Origin of the sequence: Kitasatospora sp. NPDC051702, from assembly GCF_040681575.1 — a bacterium.
In the GTDB taxonomy this organism is placed as follows: domain Bacteria; phylum Actinomycetota; class Actinomycetes; order Streptomycetales; family Streptomycetaceae; genus Kitasatospora.
Window position 1 is genome coordinate 244,728 of the sequence record NZ_JBFAZB010000006.1, and the last position, 17,331, is coordinate 262,058.

The window sequence follows — 17,331 nt, forward strand, 5'->3', positions numbered from 1 at the left end:
GCACAGACCTGACGGTTTGTCAAGGGCCCCCGCCAGGGGGCCATACCCTCTGGCTGTGACTTTCAGCCAGACCCTCGCCTGTCCACCGGCCCGCCCCGACCTCTCCGCTCCGCCGATGGGGACGCTCAGTCCACCCGTCCCGCGCGCCGTGCTCACCGAGGTCCTGAGCCGCTACCCGGTGGGCCTGCCGCTGACCGCGGAGCCGGTCGCCGAGGGCCTGCTGAACCGCGGCTACCGGGTCACCACCGAGGCCGGCACGTACTTCCTGAAGTGCTACGTCGACGCCGCCACCGCCAACCGGCCGAGGATCGTCGCCCACCACCGCGCGATGGCGGGGCTACAGGCCCTCGGACTGCCCGTGGCACCCCCGCTGAGCTGCACCGGACGGACCGGCACGGTGGCGGGCCACGACGGCCGGCTGTTCGCGCTGTTCCCGTGGGTGGATGGCCGACACCGGCACGGTACCGACCTCTCCCTGCCGCAGTGCGACGCCCTCGGCGCGCTGCTCGGCCGGCTGCACGGCGCGCTCGACGACGTGTGCGCCCCCCTCGAACCGCCCGCCGGCTACCGCAGCGCGGACGCCGTCGACAGCGCCGACCTCGCCCGCGAACTGCGGCGCCTCGCCCGTGACCACCGCCCGCACGGCGATCTGGACGCGCTGGTCGAGCGGCGGCTCTCCGAACGGCTGGAACTGCTCGCCGAGCACGCCCACCGCCGCCCCGGCCCCCTGGCCGCCCCGCCCACCGGCTGGACCCACGGCGACTTCCACGGGCTCAACCTGCTGTACGGCGGGGGCCTCCCGGACGACGGCCCCGTCGCGGCCGTCCTGGACTGGGACAAGCTCGGCCCGCAGCCGCGCGCCGAGGAGGCCGTCCGCGCCGCCACCCTGCTCTTCAACGACCGGGCGTCCGGCGCCCTCGACCTGGTCCGGGTCCGCCACTACTCACAGGCCTACCGGGCCACCGGGGCCGCCACCGCCGAGCACCTCGCCGCCGCCGCCCACCGGGTCTGGTGGGAGCGGCTGAACGACTTCTGGATGCTGCAGTGGCGGTACCAGCGGGCCGACCACCGGGCCGACCCGCTCTACCCCGCCTCGGCGGGCCAGCTGGCGTGGTGGTGCCAGGAGTACGAGCAGGTCCTGGACGCCTTCGCGAACTGAACGCCGTCAGTTGCCGCCCACCGCGCCGGCCGTGCCCGACGGCGCGGGCACCGTGACGGGCGGCTTCGACGGCTGGGTCGGCACCGGCTGCGAGGTCGGCGAGCTGCCACCGCCGCCCGTGCTCGACGCGCTGGGCGCCGTGGTGGGCGTGCCCGTCCCGGTCGGGGTGCCGGTCGCCGTGTGCGACGGGGTCGTGCTCGGCGTCGTGGTCGGCGAGTGCCGGCCCGAAGTCGGCGCCGGCGACATGTTGTTGCCGCCGTTGTTGCCACCGCTGTAGTTGCCGTTGTCGGTCGGCTGCTGCGGGCGCCGGGTGCCGGTGTTGGTGGCCGGCGGGGTCTGGACGCCGCTCTGGGTCGGCGTACCGGGCTCGGTGGTGCTGGTCATCGGGGCGGGCACGGTCTGCGAGGGCGGCGTCTTCACGTCGCCGCCGCCACTGCCGCTGAGCGCGAACGCGATGCCGACCCCGGAGGCGACCAGGACGGCCGCGATCCCGGCCACCCAGGCCCACGGACCGCGCCGACGGGGGTGGTCGTCCTCGTCACCGCCGTCGCCGTGACCGCCGCCGTACGGGCCGCCGGCCCCCTGGTAGGGCCCGGACGGGGTGTGCGGGCCGCCCGGCGCCCGGTGCATCACCGAGGTCTGGTCCCCCGGGCCGACCGCGCCGAAGGCCGCGGTGGCCGCGGTCTGGTCCGGCCGGATCACCTGGGTGGCACCGGTGTTGCCCTGCCCGGCGGCGGCCAGCCCGGCCGCCGCGCCGGCCCAGCCGGCCCCGGCCGCGCCGTGCATCTCGCGCAGTGCGTGCTGGACGTGCGCGCGGAACTCGTCGGCGTCCTGGAAGCGGTCGTCCGGGTTCTTGGCCAGCGAGCGCAGCACCAGCTGGTCGAGCCCGGCCGGCACCCGGCCGTTGGCGTGCGAGGGCGGCACCGGCATGTCCTGGACGTGCTGGTAGACCACCGACAGCGGGGTGTCGCCGGTGAACGGCGGGCGCAGCGTCAGCAGTTCGTAGAGCATGCAGCCGGCCGCGTACAGGTCGGACCGGTGGTCGACCGGCTTGCCGAGGGCCTGCTCCGGCGACAGGTACTGCGGGGTGCCCATGACCATGCCGGTCTGGGTCATCGTGCTGGCGGTGCCGGTCAGCGCCCGGGCGATGCCGAAGTCCATCACCTTGACCGCGCCCGCGGTCGTGATGATGACGTTGGCGGGCTTGATGTCGCGGTGGACGATGCCGTGCCGGTGGCTGTAGGCGAGCGCCTCCAGCACCCCGGCGATGATGATCAGCGCCTGGTCGACGGGCGGCTCCTGCTCGTCCATCAGCAGCTCGCGGACCGTCCGGCCCTCGACCAGCTCCATCACGATGTACGGCGTGGACTCGTCCCCGACGTACTCCTCGCCGGTGTCGTAGACCGCGACGATCGAGTGGTGGTTGAGCGCGGCGACGGCGTGTGCCTCGCGGGTGAAGCGCAGCCGGGCGATGTCGTCCTGGGCCAGCTCGCCGCGGAGCAGCTTGACCGCCACGGTCCGGCCCAGCCGGACGTCCTCGGCGGCGAACACCTCGGCCATGCCGCCGCGGCCGAGCCGGTGGGTCAGCCGGTAGCGGCCGTCACCGACCGTACCCAGCGGGGCGGCGGTGCCGCGCCCGGGGGTCTGGGCACCGGGCGCCCCGATGACCGGCGGGTAGGCACCCTCGTCGTCGTCCGGATGCTGCGTCTGTGCCATCGCTCCTCGCCCCGGGCGTTCGCTCGGATCGCGGTGCCCTGTCGCTTACGTATTCCCCGAACGCTACCGCTTCCCGAGCGGGCCCGTAGCACGCCCGAACCGGCCGCAAAGCGTCAGAGCAGGCCATTCCGGTCGGCCGGGGAGTCCACCACCAGCACCGCCGCGGGACGCGCCCCGGTGGTGTGGCCGGTCTTGGCCTTCTGCTTGTCCTGGGCCTTGTTGACCACGATCGCGATGATGATGCCGGCCAGCACGAGCACGCCGATGATGATCCCGACCACCACGACGGCGGTCGAGCAGCCGCCGCCGCTGGGCGCCTTCGGCTGCTGGTACGGCGGCATCGGCTGCGGGGGCGGGGTGTGCGCCGGCTGCGGCCCGCCCTGCCGGAGGTACTGCGGGTGCGGGGTGTGGGCCTGCGGGCGCGGCTGCTGGAAGGCCGGCGGCGGGGTCTGGTACTGCGGCTGCTGCGGGAAGGGGTGCGGGGTCTGCGGCGCCTGCGGGTGCGGCTGCTGGAAGGCCGGCGGCGGCGTCTGGTACTGCGGCTGCTGGCCCTGCAGGTACTGCGGGTGGGGCGTCTGCGGGGCCTGCGGCGCGGCGTGCACCGAGCGCGGGCCCTCGTTGATCACCAGCGGGGTGCTGGCCTGCAGCGGGTGCCCGCTGCCGCCGCCCTTGGCGGCCGCGATCAGCCGCTCCGCCTCGTCGCGCATCGCCGCCGCGCTCTGGAACCGGTGGGCCGGGTCCTTGCGCAGCGCCTGGGCGACGAAGGCGTCCACCGCCGGCGTGACCGACCGGTTGAGGGTGGACGGCGCGGGCGGCTCCTCCTGGACGTGCTTGTAGGCGATCGAGAACGCCGAGTCGCCGTCGAAGACCAGCTGGCCGGTGAGCATCTCGAAGAGCATCACGCCGACCGAGTAGAGGTCGGAGCGGGCGTCCACCGGCTTGCCGAGGGCCTGCTCGGGCGACAGGTACTGCGGGGTGCCGACCACCATGCCGGTCTGCGTCATCGACGTGACGCCCGATTCCAGCGCCCGGGCGATGCCGAAGTCCATGACCTTGACGTTGCCCTTGCGGTCGAACATGACGTTGCCGGGCTTGATGTCGCGGTGCACGAGCGACATGTCGTGCGAGGCCTCCAGCGCGTTCAGCACGCCGACGATGACCCGCAGGGCCTCCTCGGTCGGCATCGCGCCGTACTGGGCGACCGCCTCGTTGATCGCCTCGCGCAGGCCCTTGCCGTCGATCAGCTGCATGACGATGTACGGCGTGCTGGAGCCGTCGGGCGCGACGTCCTCGCCGCTGTCGTACACCGTGACGATGTTCGGGTGCTCCAGCCGGGCCACCGCCTGGGCCTCGCGGCGGAACCGCTCCTTGAACGAGTCGTCCCGGCCGAGCTCGCTGTGCATGCTCTTCAGCGCGACCTGCCGGTCCAGCACGCTGTCGTAGGCGAGGTGCACGGACGCCATGCCGCCCTCGCCCAGCAGCCGCTGGAGGACGTAGCGGCCGTTGCCCAGGGAGAAGCCCTCGACCGCCGCGTTCCCGTGCTCGCTCATGGTCCTCTGCTCCCCCTCGGCGCGGCCGTGGCGCCGCGACCGTGACGTTCGGTCTCGTCCGTGCGTGGTGGCCCGGCCCGCTGGCCCGGCGAACCCCTGCCGCGGCGGTCCGACCGGCCTGCGGCAGGGGCCAGGGTATCGGCTCCCGCCGACGGTGATCGGTCCAGGGCCGGTCCTGGACCCGGGCCGCCGGCACCGTCCGGCGGTGCCTCGGCCCGGGGCGGATCGTCGTGGTACGTCCGGTTCCGGCGTGTCCTACGGGTGTCCTACAGGTACGGGCCGGAACGGATGCCGCGGCCCTGGCCCGGCTCGTCCTCGTCCGCGTCGCCGCCGTGCAGGCCGGGCGGGAGGGCCCGGCGCATCTGCTCCAGCTGGGCCCGCGCCGCCATCTGCTGGGCGAACAGCGCGGTCTGGATGCCGTGGAACAGCCCCTCCAGCCAGCCGACCAGCTGGGCCTGGGCGATCCGCAGCTCGGCCTCGGTCGGGATGCTGTCCTCGGTGAACGGCAGCGACAGCCGCTCCAGCTCGGCCACCAGCTCGGGGGCCAGGCCGAGCTCCAGCTCCTTGATCGAGCTGGCGTGGATGTCCTTCAGCCGGGCCCGGCTGGCCTCGTCGAGGGGCGCCGCCCGGACCTCCTCGAGCAGCTGCTTGATCATGCTGCCGATCCGCATGACCTTGGCGGGCTGCTCGACCATCTCGGTCACCGGGAGCTCGCGCGGGAGCTCCCCCTCGTCGTCGTCCCCCGCCGGCCCGGCGAACCCCTGGCCCACCGGCAGCCCGTCCGGTCCGACGATCAGCACCTTCTGGCCGTCGTGCGACTGCCCGCCGGCCGCCTGGAAGGGCTGCTGCGACGAGCGCTCGTTCATCGGATTCGTCATGAACAACATTCTCTCTCACTGGGGTTGGTCGGGCGGAAGCCCCCGTGCGCCCGCCGACCCGAGCCACCGCTGACGACGGTACGCCCCCGGGCGCCGCGCCGGAATCCGTACGGGTACTCAGTTCCGGCCCCGGCCGGACCGCGCCCCGCTCGGCCCCGCGGCCCTCCCGGCCCGCCCGGTCCGTCCGCGGGCGGCCGGCCGGCCGTCGACACGGACCCCTCACCGAACCTCCCCCGCCCCCGGCGGTCGGCGCGGTCTCAGCCCTTCCGCAGCCGCACACCGATCAGCGCCAGCCCGCAGCCGATCAGGCCCAGGCCGGCGCCCAGCGGCAGTTGCACCGTGGAGGCGTCCCGCCAGCGGGCGGGCAGGACGGCGGGGGCGGCGAGGCTCTGGCCGCTCGCGGTGGTGACGGCCTGCGGGGCGGCGTCGTCGGCCGGGTCCGCCTGGTCCGGGGTGCCCGGGTCGGCCTCGGCGCGGTCCGTGCCGCCGGCCGGGGCCTGGTCCGGGGCCTGGTCCGGCGCCTGCCCGGGGGCCTGCTCGGCCGGCTGTTCGGCGGCCTGGCCGGGAGCCTGGTCCGGCGCCTGTGCGGGGGCCTGCCCGGGCACCTGGCCGGGCACCTGGCCCGGGGCGGCGTCGGCACGGTCGGCGCGTTCGGGCGCCGAGGCGGGGCGGTGGCGGTGCGCCCGCGGCTCGTCGTCGGGGCGCGGCCGGGCGACCGCGTGCTGCGGCGGCGCGGCGGCCGGGACGGGTGCGGCGGCGGGCACCGCCGGGGCCGCGGCCGTCGGGCGGGTGCCGGTCGGGGCGGCGGTGCTCGGGGCGGGTGGCGCCGTGGCCTCCTGGGTCGCGGCGGTGCCCGGGTCCGTGCCGGTGGCCGGGGCGCTCGGCACGGCCGAGGGCGAGCCGGAGCGGACCGGCCCGGCGGTCGGCGCGGCCGGGCCGGTGACCTCCGCCTGCTCGGCGGGCTCGGCGGCACCGGTCGGCTCCGCCGCGTCCTCCCCCGCGGGCGAGGACGAGGACGGTGTGGTCGCCGGGACGGACGCGGGGGACGGCGCGGCGGCCGCCACGGAGGCGGCGGCCAGCGGGAGCGTGAGCCCCAGCACGGCCGCCGCGATCAGCCGGCGGGCCCGGCCCGGGTCCGCACTGCGGGTACGACGGTGGTGCGGCGCGGTGGGCAGCGGCCCGAGGGGGTGCGTTGGTGCGGCCACGGTCGGAGGTCCTTCCGACGGCCGACCGCGCGGGGCGGGGTCGGCGGCGGGACAGCTCCGGACCAGCCTCACACATTCCGACAATCAAGGCATTTCGGACACGCATCCCCCCGGCCGGGCCCGGTTCAGGCCTTGAGCACGACCTTCCCGACCTGCTCCCCCGCCTCCAGCACCCGGTGCCCCGCACCGGCCTCGCCCAGCGGCAGCACCCGGTCGACCACCGGCTTCACCACCCCGGACTCGACCAGCGGCCACACGTGCTCGCGCACCGCCGCCACGATCGCCGCCTTCTCCGCCAGCGGGCGCCCGCGCAGGTTGGTGGCGATCACCGCGGCGCGCTTGCGCAGCAGCGCGTTGAGGTCGAGTTCGCCCTTCACCCCGCCCTGCAGCCCGATGATCACCAGCCGCCCGTTGACCGCCAGCGCGTCCACGTTCCGCTGCAGGTACCTGGCGCCCATGATGTCGAGGATCACGTCGGCCCCGGCCCCGTCGGTGGCCTCCGCGAGCGCCCGGACGAAGTCCTGCTCGCGGTAGTCGATCAGGACGTCGGCGCCGAGCTCGGCGCAGCGGGCCAGCTTCGCGGCGCTGCCCGCGGTGACCGCGACCCGGGCCCCGACCGCCTTGGCCAGCTGGATCGCCATGGTCCCGATGCCGCTCGCGCCGCCGTGCAGCAGCACCGTCTCGCCGGGTCGCAGGTGGGCGGTGAGGAACACGTTGGACCACACCGTGCAGGCGACCTCGGGCAGCGCCGCGGCCTCCTCGAAGCCCAGGCCCGCGGGCAGCGGCAGCAGCTGCCCGCTCGGCACCGCGACCAGCTGCGCGTAGCCGCCGCCGGACAGCAGCGCGCACACCTCGTCGCCGACCGCCCAGCCCGACACCCCCGGGCCCAGCGCGACGATCCGCCCGGCGCACTCCAGCCCGGGGTAGGGCGAGGCGCCGGGCGGCGGGTTGTAGTGGCCCTGCCGCTGGAGCAGATCGGCACGGTTGACGGCGGTGGCCGCCACCTCGACCAGGACCTCGCCCTCGCCGGGCACCGGGTCGGGCACCTCGGCCCACACCAGTGCCTCGGGGCCGCCGGGTACGGGAATCGTCATCGCATGCATGCCCCGAACCTACTGCGCGTCAGGGCGCTTCCGGCGGACGGGCCCCCGGGCCCGGCACGCCGCTCACCCGCCGGTGCGGCGGGGCCGGTCAGCCGGCCGGCCGGATGACGATCACCCGGTCGGTGAGCTGGAGCACGGCCGCCTCGGGCTCGGTGTAGTTGAGCACCCGGCGGCCGCGGACCACCGCGACCACCAGGTCCTCGCACTCGCGCGGACCGTGCCCGGCCTCGGCCCGGGTGACGGGGCGCTCGACCACGTCCAGGCCGTTGCCGTAGGTCAGGAGGTCCTCCATCACCTCGCCGGCGTGCGGGCTGAGCATCGACATGCCGAGCAGCCGGCCGGCCGAGCTGGAGCTGGTCACCACGACGTCCGCTCCGCTCTGCCTCAGCAGCGGGGCGTTCTCGTCCTCCCGGACGGCCGCGACCACGGTGGCGGCCTTGTTCAGCTGGCGCGCCGTCAGGGTGACCAGGACGGCGGTGTCGTCCCGTTCGGGCGCGATCACCACCCGGGCGGCGGCGGGCAGCGCGGCGCGCAGCAGCGTGTCGGTGCGGGTGGCGTCGCCGACCACGCCGACCAGCCCGTGCTGGGCGGCCTGGTCGATCACCTTGCGCTGCGGGTCGACGACGACGATCTCCTCCTTCTTCACCCCCTGTCCGAGCAGGGTGTCGACGGCGCTGCGGCCCTTGGTGCCGTAGCCGATGACGACGGTGTGCTCGCGCACGGTGGACCTCCAGCGGTTCAACCGCCACTGCTGGCGGGTGCGTTCGGTGAGCACCTCCAGCGTGGTGCCGACCAGGATGATCAGGAACAGCACGCGCAGCGGGGTGATCACGAAGATGTTGGTGAGCCGGGCGCCGTCACTGAACGGGGTGATGTCGCCGTACCCGGTGGTGGAGAGCGTCACGGTGGCGTAGTAGGCCGCGTCGAGGAAGCTGACGCCGCCGCCCGCGTTGTCGTTGTAGCCGCCGCGGTCGACGTAGACGATCAGCGTGGTGGCGACCAGTACGGCGAACGCCACCAGCAGCCGGGAGCCGACCTGGCGGACGGCCGGGGCGGCCCGCCGGGCGGGCAGCACGATCCCGGCGTCCGCCCAGGGCTCGGTGCCCGGCGTCGGCTCCCTGCGCCGCCCCTTCATCCGCTGACCCCGTCCTGTCCGCTCACGGCCCCTCCAGTAGTTCGACGGGGTCGCCGGCCGCCGCACCGCCGGGCGGGACGACGGCCAGCGCGTCGGCCCGGGCGAGGCCGCGCAGCATCGCGGGCCCGTCGAAGGCCAGCGGGACGACGCCGGCGGCGGTGTGCCGGACGGGGAGCAGCCGGGTGTCCACCGGGTGCCCGGGCAGGACGACGGCGGCCGGCGCGAGGACGGGTGCACCGAGCGCCCGCCCGCTGCGGGCGTGCAGCAGCGGCAGGGCGAGGGTGACCGTCCCGGCGACGGCGGCCAGCGGGTTGCCGGGCAGCCCCACCAGGTGGCGGGTGCCGGCCGGCTCGGACCGGGGCGGGCCGGACTGGGGCAGTTCGGCCAGCAGCATCGGGTGGCCGGGGCGGACGGCGACGCCGTCCACCAGCAGCCGGGCCCCGGCCTCGGCGAGGGCGCGGTGCAGGAAGTCGACCGGGCCGGCCGCCGTCCCACCGGTGGTGACCACGACGTCGGCGGTGGAGTGCCGCAGCGCGTCCCGGAGCATCCCGTAGTCGTCGCGGACGGCTCGGACGTCGGCCACCTCGGCGCCGGCCGCCTGCAGCCAGGGCGGCAGCAGCGGCCCGAGGGCGTCCCGCACCAGGCCCGGACCGGGCACCCCCGTGGAGAGCAACTCGTCACCGAGGACGAGCAGTTCGACCACCGGGCGGCGGCGGACGGCGAGCCGGTCGTGGCCGCAGGCGGCGGCCAGGCCGAGCACGGACGGCCCGACCGGGGTGCCGCCGGGCAGCAGGGTCTCGCCGCGCCGGCACTCCTGGCCGCGCGGCCGGACGTCCTGGCCGGTGGTGAGCGGCTGGGGGCCGTGGTCGCGCAGCAGGGTGCCGTCCGTGCGGCCGTGCTCGCGGCGCAGCACCGCGGTGGCGCCCGGCGGCAGCTGGGCGCCGGTGGCGATCTCGACGGCGGCGCCGTCGGCGAGCGGGGCGACCTCGACCCGGCCGGCCAGCACCCGCCCGGCGACCCGCCAGGGGCCGGGCCCGGCGACCGCCCAGCCGTCCATCGCGGAGGTGTCGAAGGCGGGCAGGTCGGTGAGCGCGGTGAGCGGCTCGGCGAGCGTGCGGCCGAGCGTCTCGGCGAGCGGCAGTGCGACCGCCGGCAGCGGGCGGAGCCCGGCCCGACGGGCGGTCTCGCGGGCCCGGGGCCAGCTCGACGCCGCGGGGCCGGTGGACGGGGCGGCCATGGTGGGGGTCCGTTCCGCGGTGGTCACGGCTCGCCCGGCCCGGCGGCGGCGCTCCAGCGCTCGGCGAGCACGGCCGTCCGGCGGGCGGCCTCGGCCACGGCCTCCGGCCCACCGCCCTGCTGGGCGGCCGCGTAGCCGATCAGGAAGGCGGTCAGCGGCGCGGCCGGGCGGGCCACCCCGTGTGCGACCACCCTGGTCAGGTCGAGCAGTCCCCGGACGTCGACGTCCAGGTCGATGCCCAGGTCGGCCCTGACCTCGGCGATCCAGTCCTCCAGCGTGCGCTCCATGCGCCCATGCTGCCTGATCGGCGGTTACCCCGAGGTGTTCACCCCGTGTGCGACGCGCTTCGTTTCCCGCACGCCCGGGCGCACCGGCCGTGAGGAGCGACCCCGGAACGGCCCGGAAGGGGGGCTGCAGGGGGCCGGCAGGGGTCGGCGGGGGCTACGAGCGGTCGCGCTCGCGGGCCTGTGCCAGGTCCTCCCAGGTGTCGCAGTCGTGGGCGACGCCGTCGGTGTCGGCCACCCGCAGCCGGGCGAGGCCGCCGGTGAGGCGGCGCAGCGGGAGGCCGTCCGGGGCGCCGAGCCCGGCGAGCGCGGCGCGCAGCGGGCCGGTGCGGTAGGCGGCGGCGAGCGGCTGGTCGCGGCCGCCGGCGTCGACCAGCACGGCGGCGTCGACGTCCGGTCCGGCCCGGTCGAGGGCGGCGACCAGCCGGTCGACGGTCCGCCGGTCGAGGAAGGGCAGGTCGGCGGCGAGCAGCAGGACGGTCGGCGCGGTGACCAGGTCGAGCCCGGCGGCGACGGCTGAGACCGGGCCGCCTCCGGGCGGCCGTTCCCTGGTCCAGCGGACGCCGTCGCGGGCGGTCGGCCGGGCGGGGCCGACCACGACGGTGGTGCGGGCCCCCGTGCAGGCGGCGAGGACCCGGTCGAGCAGGGTGGTCCCGCCCACGGTCAGGCCGGGCTTGTCGGCGCCGCCGAGGCGCCGGGCGGCGCCGCCCGCCGGGACGATCACGTCGTACGGCGTCATGCGGCCAGTATCCGCCCCCGGGGCCGGGTCCTACCGGGCCCGGTCCTCGCCCGGATCCTCCCCGGGCTCCTCCCCCGACGGCCCCTCCTCCGCCTCCGCCGACGTGCGCGCGGTGTTGGCGGCGGCGCCCAGCTCCAGGATGACCGGCAGGGTCAGCTCCCCGTACCGGGCGTTCATCGCGGTGACCAGCGCCTCCGGGTCGTCCGGGTGCTCGGCCAGCAGCCGGTCGAAGTCCTGCAGGTACTCGCCGGTGAAGGCGAGCACCCGGGCGGCGTCGTCGCCCCGGTCGGGGGCGCGGTGGCCGGCGATGACCCGGTCGGCACCGAGGTCGGCGATCCGGCCGAGGTTGTGGCCCCAGGTGGTCCGCTGGGCGGGGGTGGTGTCGGAGGTCCAGACGTGGGTGCCGTTGTAGACGAAGTCCCCGGCGATGACGGTCCGGATGCTCGGCACGTGGACGACGGTCGAGTCGCCGCAGTCGGCCTGGCCGAGCAGCAGCACCGGGATGACCTGGCGGTCGAGCATCAGCGGCTGGGGCAGCAGCGGGGCGGGGATCAGCGGGCGGTCCGGGATGTCGTCGCCGTAGACCGGCTTCCACTGGGCGACCTTGGCGGCCGCGGTGCGCCGGATGCCGTCCACCACGGCGGGCGCCGCGAGCAGCCGGGCGTCGGGGAAGAGCTTCAGCACCTCCTCGGCGCCGAAGTAGTGGTCGGGGTGCTGGTGGGTGACGACGATGGCGAGCAGCCGGCGGCCCTTGCCGGCGACCCATTCGGCGAGTTCGCGGCCGGCGCTGCGGGTGAGCTGGGCGTCGACCAGGATCGCGGTGTGCTCGCCGACGATCAGCGTGGAGGTGGCGAAGAAGGCCGTCTCGGGGCCGGTGAAGACGGCGACCTCCAGCGGCGGGGTGGGCCGCTGGCCGTCCGGGCCGCCGGCGGCTCCGGCGTCCGTGCGGTCCGCGCCGGGGCCCTCCTCGGGCGGGGACGACGTCACTGGCTGCTCCCTCTGTTCTGCGGTCGGGTTTCCTGCGCCCTACAGCATGGGAGCACGGGCACCCGATTGCGCGGAAGGCGCGCCCGTCGGGGCGCGCCTTCCGGCACCGGTCACCCGGGGCGGCCCGGGCTCAGGCGGCCAGCCCCTTGGCCCGGCGGGCGGCCTCCTCCAGGGCCCGCGCCTTGGACTCGGCGGCCTGCGGGATGAAGTCGGCGAGTGCGGGGACGCTCGGCGCGAGGGTGAACTCGGGGACGATGAAGTCGACCTCCAGCCCGAGCATGCCGGTCAGCACCTTCTCCAGGTAGGTGGTGACGAACTCGTACGGCTCGCGCGGGGCGCCGGGGGCGTAGGAGCCGCCGCGGGCGGCGACGACGGTCACCGGGGTGCCCTTGGCGGAGGGGTTCTCGCCGGCGGTGCGGCCGACCAGGATCACCTGGTCCAGCCAGGCCTTGAGGCTGGACGGGATCGTGAAGTTGTACATCGGGCTGCCGATGAGCACGGCGTCGGCCTGCTCCAGTTCGGTCATCAGCTGCTCGCGCAGGGCGAAGGCGGCGGCCTGCTCGGCGCTGCGGCCCTCGGCCGGGACGAAGCCGGCGACGATGCCGTGCGCGTCCAGGTGCGGGATGTCCTCGACGGCGAGGTCGCGGTAGACGACGGTGCCCCCGGGGTGCTCGGCCTCCCAGGCGGCCCGGAAGGCGGCGGTGACCTCGCGGGAGACGGATCCGTCGACGACGGCCGAGGAGTCGATGTGCAGGAGCGTGGGCATGGTGGGGCCTCCATAGAATTAGCAGCTGCTCTTTCCCCTGCAGCTGCAACTACCGTAGCAGCTTACTTTTCTGCAGTCACTAGCGAAGGGTCCGGTACGCTGGTGGCATGTCCGACCACGAGCTAGCGACCGACCGGCTCCAGGCCCCTCCCGGAGTGCCCACGGGGCACTGCGCGGCCGCCTCCCCCGCCCTGACCAGGGTCTTCGGACTGCTCGGCAAGCGCTGGACGGGCATCGTGGTCGCCGTGCTCAGCCACGGGCCGGCCTACTTCTCCGAGCTGCGGCGCACCATCCCCGGCATCAGCGAACGGATGCTCTCCGACCGGCTCACCGAACTCGCCGAGGCCGGGCTGGTCCTGCGCGAGGTCGACGCCGGACCGCCGCTGCGGGTCAGCTACCGGCTCACCGAGGCCGGCGTCGCGCTGAAGCCCGCGCTCACCGAACTCGCCCTCTGGGCCGACCGCCACCTGCCCGAGAGCGCCCTGCACCCGGGCGGCTGCTGAGGCGTGTCCGGTTCCCGCCGGGGCCGCACGTGCGCGAAAACGCCCGGGGCCCGTCCGTCGGGAAGACGGACGGGCCCCGGGCGTGAACGTGGGGGCGGGGCCGGGTCAGCGCCCGGCGCCGCCGCGCAGCCGGGCCAGCCGGTCGGAGAGACCCCAGGAGGTCACCCGCCACAGCGCCTCGACCACGATGCTGCGGCTCATCTTGGACGCACCGAGCTCGCGCTCGACGAAGGTGATCGGCACCTCGGCCACCTTGAAGCCGGCCTTCACCGTGCGCCAGGCCAGGTCGACCTGGAAGCAGTACCCGGCCGAGGCCACCTCGTCCATGCCCAGGCCCAGCAGGGTCTCCTTGCGGAAGGCCCGGTAGCCGCCGGTGACGTCCCGGATCGGCACGCCCAGCATCAGCCGCGAGTAGGTCGAGCCGCCGCGGGAGAGCAGCAGCCGCGACTTCGGCCAGTTCACCACCCGGCCGCCGGGCACCCAGCGCGAGCCCAGGACCAGATCGGCGCCGCGCAGCGCGGCCAGCAGCCGGTCGAGCTCCTCGGGCTGGTGGGAGCCGTCCGCGTCCATCTCCACCAGGACGTCGTAGTCGTGGTCGATGCCCCAGCGGAAGCCCGCGAGGTAGGCGGCGCCCAGGCCCTCCTTGCCCTTGCGGTGCATCACGTGCACGTGCGGGTCCTCGGCGGCCAGCTTGTCGGCCAGCTCGCCGGTGCCGTCCGGGCTGTTGTCGTCGGCGACCAGCACGTGGGCCTCGGGCACCGCGGCCCGGACCCGGCCGACGATCCGCTCGACGTTCTCCGCCTCGTTGTAGGTCGGAATGATCACCAGGACCCTGCCGAGATCAGCAAAACTCTGCTGGTTCACGGTCACGTACAAACCTCTCGGCCGATGACGGGGAGTGTCAGAACACCGTCGCCCGCACTCTGGAACGCGGCTCCACCGGCAGCCCGCCTGCGGGATGACCACGGTGGAGACTGCTGCGGGGCGGAGACTACTGCGTCCTGGCATCCTACTACCGCGCCCGGGAACCGCCGGTCCGGCCGCGGCACTCCCCACGGTCGCCCACCGTTTCCCCGTCGGCGACACCGGTCCGCTAGGGTCGATGCCCTGCCTGTGCCCGGACCCCCGCATCGCCGGGCCCGCACCCGGTGATCCGGCACACCCGCCACCCAGCGAAGGAGTAGGACCGCGCGCATGGACAGGCTCGTCAACACCGTCCGCCCGTACGCCTGGGGCTCCCCGACCGCCCTGCCCGAGTTGCTCGGGCAGGAGCCGACCGGCGAACCGCAGGCCGAGCTGTGGATGGGCGCCCACCCCGGCGACCCGTCCCGCGCCGACCGGGGCGACGGGCCCCGCCGGCTGGACGAGCTGATCGCGGCCGACCCGGAGGGCGAGCTCGGCGCCGCGGCCGTCGCCCGGTTCGGCCCGACCCTGCCGTTCCTGTTCAAGGTCCTCGCCGCGGGCACCGCGCTGTCCATCCAGGCCCACCCCACGCTCGACCAGGCCCGCGCCGGCTTCGCCGCCGAGAACGCCCTCGGCATCCCGCTGGACGCCCCCGAGCGGAGCTACCGCGACGCCAACCACAAGCCCGAAATGGTCTGCGCGCTGGGCGAGTTCGAGGGCCTCTGCGGCTTCCGCCGGCCGGCCGAGGCGGCCCGGGTGCTGGCCGGGCTCGCGGTGCCCGGACTCGACCCGCTGATCGGCCTACTGGCCGCCGAGGACGAGACCGAGGCGCTGCGCACCACCCTGGCCGCCATCCTCACCATGGACGGCCCGGCGGCCGGGCGGACCGTCCGGGAGACCGCCGAGGTGCTGGCGGAGCGCGACGGCCTCGACCCGGACGGCGTCTACGCTCCGTACGCCCGGATCGCCAAGGACTTCCCCGCCGACCGCGGCCTCATCGCGGCGCTGCTGCTCAACCACGTCCGGCTGCGGGCCGGGGAGGCCCTCTACCTGGGCGCCGGCGTGCCGCACGCCTACCTGTCCGGCGTCTGCGTCGAGCTGCAGGCCAACTCCGACAACGTGCTGCGGGCCGGCCTCACCCCCAAGCACGTCGACCTGCCGGAGCTGCTGAAGGTCGTGGTCTTCGAGGCCGGCGCGCCCGACGTCCTGCACCCCGCCCCGGTCGAGGGCACCCCGGGCGAGGAGCTGTACCCCGTCCCGATCGACGAGTTCCGGCTCTCCCGCTTCACCCTGGACGGCCGGGAGCGCGAGATCGACGGCCGCACCCCGCAGATCCTGCTCTGCACGGCCGGCACCGCCCGACTCACCTCGGCCGACGGCACCACCCTGGACCTGGCCCGCGGCCAGTCGGCCTTCCTCCCGGCCACCGGCGCCCCGACCCGACTCGCCGGCACCGGCACCACGCTCTTCCGCGCCACCGTCACCGTCTGACGGCGTCCGGCGCCGCACGCCGAAGGGCTCCCCTCCCGAGCGGGAGGGGAGCCCTTCGCGCGTCCGTCCGGACGGTCAGCCGACCCGTTGCCCCGGGCCCCCGGCGCCGACCTCGGCCGGCACCGGCTCCTCGGGGCGGGCCACCGCGCCCGTGGCGGGCGCGGCCGTCACGGGGGCCGTCAGCGGGTCGCCGGAGGGCCAACGGCGTTCGACCGCCTTGCTCGCCCTGCGGCCGAGCTTCTGCACGGGCAGCTCGACCAGCTTGTACATCACCCAGCTCACCAGCATGATCACGGCGAGGTACTCGACGGTCCAGATGAGCTTGCCGCCGGTCGTCGGGGGCACCTTGGGCACGTCCAGCAGGTGGTGGAGGGTGTGCAGCACCGGGACGTGCAGCAGGTAGAGCGAGAAGCTGATCCCGCCGAGCCAGGTCAGCGGCTTCGGGAAGCGGCGCTTGCGCAGCGCGAAGCCGATCCCGAAGCTGATCCAGGCCCCGAGGTAGGAGCCGACCCAGGCGCGCGGACCGGCCGTCCAGGTGTTGTTCTCCATGCCGCTGTGGTTGAAGAAGAAGCCGATCGCCACGCCCGCGGCGATCACGAAGCCGCAGCAGAGCACGGCCTGCATGCGGTCGATCTGGCCCCGCTCGGCCCGGTAGATCACGGTGCCGGCGAACATCGTCGCGAAGATCATCAGGGTCTCGAACATCGGCGCCCGGCTGTTGTTGTACATCAGCACGAAGGCCAGCACGCCGAGCGTGATCGCCCCGATCCGGGTCAGGTTCGCCCGGCCGCTCAGCACGCACGCGAAGGCGAAGAGCACGATCAGCACCACGCCCCAGACCAGGTTGTGGGTCGAGGCGGCGTCGACGGTCATCGTGTGGGACGCGATGGAGGTGCCGAAGATCAGCGCCACGGCGGCGAAGGCCACCGCGATCGGGCCGCTGCGGCGGTGCTGACCGATCGCGAAGAGCGCGGTGACCATGTAGTAGAACGCCATCTCGTAGCTCAGCGTCCACATGACGCCCAGGCCGTTCCAGACGCCCATGAAGTCCTGCAGCATGGTCGCGTTGGCGGCCACCGCCACGTAGTTGTGGCCGGTCGCGAAGAGTGCGACGGAACCGTCACCCTTCGGGATGATGGCCAGCGCCACCACGATGCCGACGATCACCGGCGGCCAGAGGCGGAAGAACCGGCCGAGCCAGAACGCCCGCACGTCCCCCCGGCGCTCCAGCGAGGCCGGGATGATGTAGCCGCTGACCAGGAAGAACAGCATGACGCCGTACAGGCCCAGGTCCCCGTGCCACCAGATGAAGGCGGCCAGCCGGTCCGGCAGCAGCTTCAGGACGTCGAAGTGGTGCAGGGCGACCACGAGGGCGGCCACGCCGCGGAGCGCGTCGAGCCAGCCCAGCCTGGCGGCTGCCCCGCCGGCCTGGGCCTTCGCGCTTCCCCCGGCCCGGCGGGCGGACAGCTGTCGTATCGTCTTCACGGCAGGGACAGTAGTCCATCGCGCCACACCCCTGTCCCCGGCTGTCCTCCGGCCGGCCCGGGCCGCGGACGGGGAGCGGACGGGGAGCGGACGGACCCTAGGGCGTGTCTTTCGGATCACGTCGGATCAGCGGGCGTCGTTGGGGTGCGTGCATCGGCGGCGCCGAGGAGGGAGTCCATGCGGAGCATCG

Annotated in this window: 14 protein-coding genes and 2 pseudogenes; 3 read left to right on the top strand and 13 right to left on the bottom strand. The window is 75.3% G+C overall.

The window, feature by feature from the left end; genetic code table 11:
- The first annotated feature begins 55 nt into the window (after positions 1-55).
- Positions 56-1,159 carry a phosphotransferase gene (locus tag AB0N04_RS08655; protein WP_360205937.1) on the top strand — a complete coding sequence of 368 codons (1,104 nt, stop codon included), beginning with the start codon at positions 56-58 and terminating at the stop codon, positions 1,157-1,159.
- Between the two features lie 6 nt (positions 1,160-1,165).
- On the opposite strand, the gene AB0N04_RS08660 is transcribed toward AB0N04_RS08655, so the two are convergent.
- From AB0N04_RS08660 to AB0N04_RS08710, 11 genes and pseudogenes are all read right to left on the bottom strand, one after another.
- Complete coding sequence (locus AB0N04_RS08660) at positions 1,166-2,875, bottom strand: protein kinase (RefSeq protein ID WP_360205940.1); 1,710 nt, start codon at positions 2,873-2,875, stop codon at positions 1,166-1,168.
- 113 nt (positions 2,876-2,988) lie between these two features.
- Positions 2,989-4,425 carry a protein kinase gene (locus AB0N04_RS08665; RefSeq protein WP_360205942.1) on the bottom strand — a complete coding sequence of 479 codons (1,437 nt, stop codon included), beginning with the start codon at positions 4,423-4,425 and terminating at the stop codon, positions 2,989-2,991.
- 266 nt (positions 4,426-4,691) lie between these two features.
- Complete coding sequence (locus AB0N04_RS08670) at positions 4,692-5,303, bottom strand: bacterial proteasome activator family protein (RefSeq protein WP_360205944.1); 612 nt, start codon at positions 5,301-5,303, stop codon at positions 4,692-4,694.
- Positions 5,304-5,560: 257 nt separating this feature from the next.
- On the bottom strand, positions 5,561-6,508 hold the full coding sequence (locus tag AB0N04_RS08675; protein WP_360205947.1) for a hypothetical protein: 948 nt from the start codon (positions 6,506-6,508) through the stop codon (positions 5,561-5,563).
- 125 nt (positions 6,509-6,633) lie between these two features.
- Positions 6,634-7,611 carry an NAD(P)H-quinone oxidoreductase gene (locus tag AB0N04_RS08680; protein ID WP_360205950.1) on the bottom strand — a complete coding sequence of 326 codons (978 nt, stop codon included), beginning with the start codon at positions 7,609-7,611 and terminating at the stop codon, positions 6,634-6,636.
- Positions 7,612-7,699: 88 nt separating this feature from the next.
- Complete coding sequence (locus AB0N04_RS08685) at positions 7,700-8,746, bottom strand: potassium channel family protein (RefSeq protein ID WP_360205952.1); 1,047 nt, start codon at positions 8,744-8,746, stop codon at positions 7,700-7,702.
- Positions 8,747-8,768: 22 nt separating this feature from the next.
- Entirely contained in the window at positions 8,769-9,983 is a 1,215-nt protein-coding gene (locus AB0N04_RS08690; protein WP_360205954.1) for a molybdopterin molybdotransferase MoeA, read from the bottom strand.
- Positions 9,984-10,006: 23 nt separating this feature from the next.
- Positions 10,007-10,288: pseudogene (locus AB0N04_RS08695) on the bottom strand (DUF6457 domain-containing protein); the annotation flags it as partial.
- A gap of 142 nt (positions 10,289-10,430) precedes the next feature.
- Positions 10,431-11,006, bottom strand: a pseudogene (locus tag AB0N04_RS08700) (molybdenum cofactor guanylyltransferase); the annotation flags it as partial.
- A 30-nt stretch (positions 11,007-11,036) separates the two neighbouring features.
- Positions 11,037-11,993: an MBL fold metallo-hydrolase gene (locus tag AB0N04_RS08705; protein WP_360205957.1), complete on the bottom strand. Its 957-nt coding sequence runs from the start codon at positions 11,991-11,993 to the stop codon at positions 11,037-11,039.
- A 130-nt stretch (positions 11,994-12,123) separates the two neighbouring features.
- On the bottom strand, positions 12,124-12,759 hold the full coding sequence (locus tag AB0N04_RS08710) for an NAD(P)H-dependent oxidoreductase (RefSeq protein WP_360205959.1): 636 nt from the start codon (positions 12,757-12,759) through the stop codon (positions 12,124-12,126).
- Positions 12,760-12,866: 107 nt separating this feature from the next.
- On the opposite strand from AB0N04_RS08710, the gene AB0N04_RS08715 reads away from it, so the two are divergent.
- The gene (locus AB0N04_RS08715) at positions 12,867-13,262 is read left to right on the top strand and encodes a helix-turn-helix domain-containing protein (protein ID WP_360205962.1); all 396 of its coding nucleotides are present in this window, start codon (positions 12,867-12,869) and stop codon (positions 13,260-13,262) included.
- A 105-nt stretch (positions 13,263-13,367) separates the two neighbouring features.
- Here the strand turns inward: AB0N04_RS08715 and AB0N04_RS08720 are convergent, their stop codons facing one another.
- Positions 13,368-14,132 (bottom strand): polyprenol monophosphomannose synthase, encoded by a 765-nt coding sequence (locus tag AB0N04_RS08720; RefSeq protein WP_360205965.1) that lies wholly within the window; start codon positions 14,130-14,132, stop codon positions 13,368-13,370.
- Between the two features lie 324 nt (positions 14,133-14,456).
- On the opposite strand from AB0N04_RS08720, the gene manA reads away from it, so the two are divergent.
- A complete protein-coding gene (gene manA, locus AB0N04_RS08725; RefSeq protein ID WP_360205968.1) occupies positions 14,457-15,656 on the top strand; it encodes a mannose-6-phosphate isomerase, class I in 1,200 nt (399 codons plus the stop codon).
- Positions 15,657-15,731: 75 nt separating this feature from the next.
- Here the strand turns inward: manA and AB0N04_RS08730 are convergent, their stop codons facing one another.
- Complete coding sequence (locus tag AB0N04_RS08730; RefSeq protein ID WP_360205970.1) at positions 15,732-17,141, bottom strand: acyltransferase; 1,410 nt, start codon at positions 17,139-17,141, stop codon at positions 15,732-15,734.
- Positions 17,142-17,331 lie beyond the last annotated feature (190 nt).

Bases quoted from the DNA above. Each gene is read 5' to 3' on its own strand.
- AB0N04_RS08660 (WP_360205940.1), bottom strand. From the start codon at position 2,875: ATGGCACAGACGCAGCATCCGGACGACGACGAGGGTGCCTACCCGCCG.
- AB0N04_RS08665 (WP_360205942.1), bottom strand. From the start codon at position 4,425: ATGAGCGAGCACGGGAACGCGGCGGTCGAGGGCTTCTCCCTGGGCAAC.
- AB0N04_RS08670 (WP_360205944.1), bottom strand. From the start codon at position 5,303: ATGACGAATCCGATGAACGAGCGCTCGTCGCAGCAGCCCTTCCAGGCG.
- AB0N04_RS08680 (WP_360205950.1), bottom strand. From the start codon at position 7,611: ATGCATGCGATGACGATTCCCGTACCCGGCGGCCCCGAGGCACTGGTG.
- AB0N04_RS08685 (WP_360205952.1), bottom strand. From the start codon at position 8,746: ATGAAGGGGCGGCGCAGGGAGCCGACGCCGGGCACCGAGCCCTGGGCG.
- AB0N04_RS08690 (WP_360205954.1), bottom strand. From the start codon at position 9,983: ATGGCCGCCCCGTCCACCGGCCCCGCGGCGTCGAGCTGGCCCCGGGCC.
- AB0N04_RS08710 (WP_360205959.1), bottom strand. From the start codon at position 12,759: ATGCCCACGCTCCTGCACATCGACTCCTCGGCCGTCGTCGACGGATCC.
- AB0N04_RS08715 (WP_360205962.1), top strand. From the start codon at position 12,867: ATGTCCGACCACGAGCTAGCGACCGACCGGCTCCAGGCCCCTCCCGGA.
- manA (WP_360205968.1), top strand. From the start codon at position 14,457: ATGGACAGGCTCGTCAACACCGTCCGCCCGTACGCCTGGGGCTCCCCG.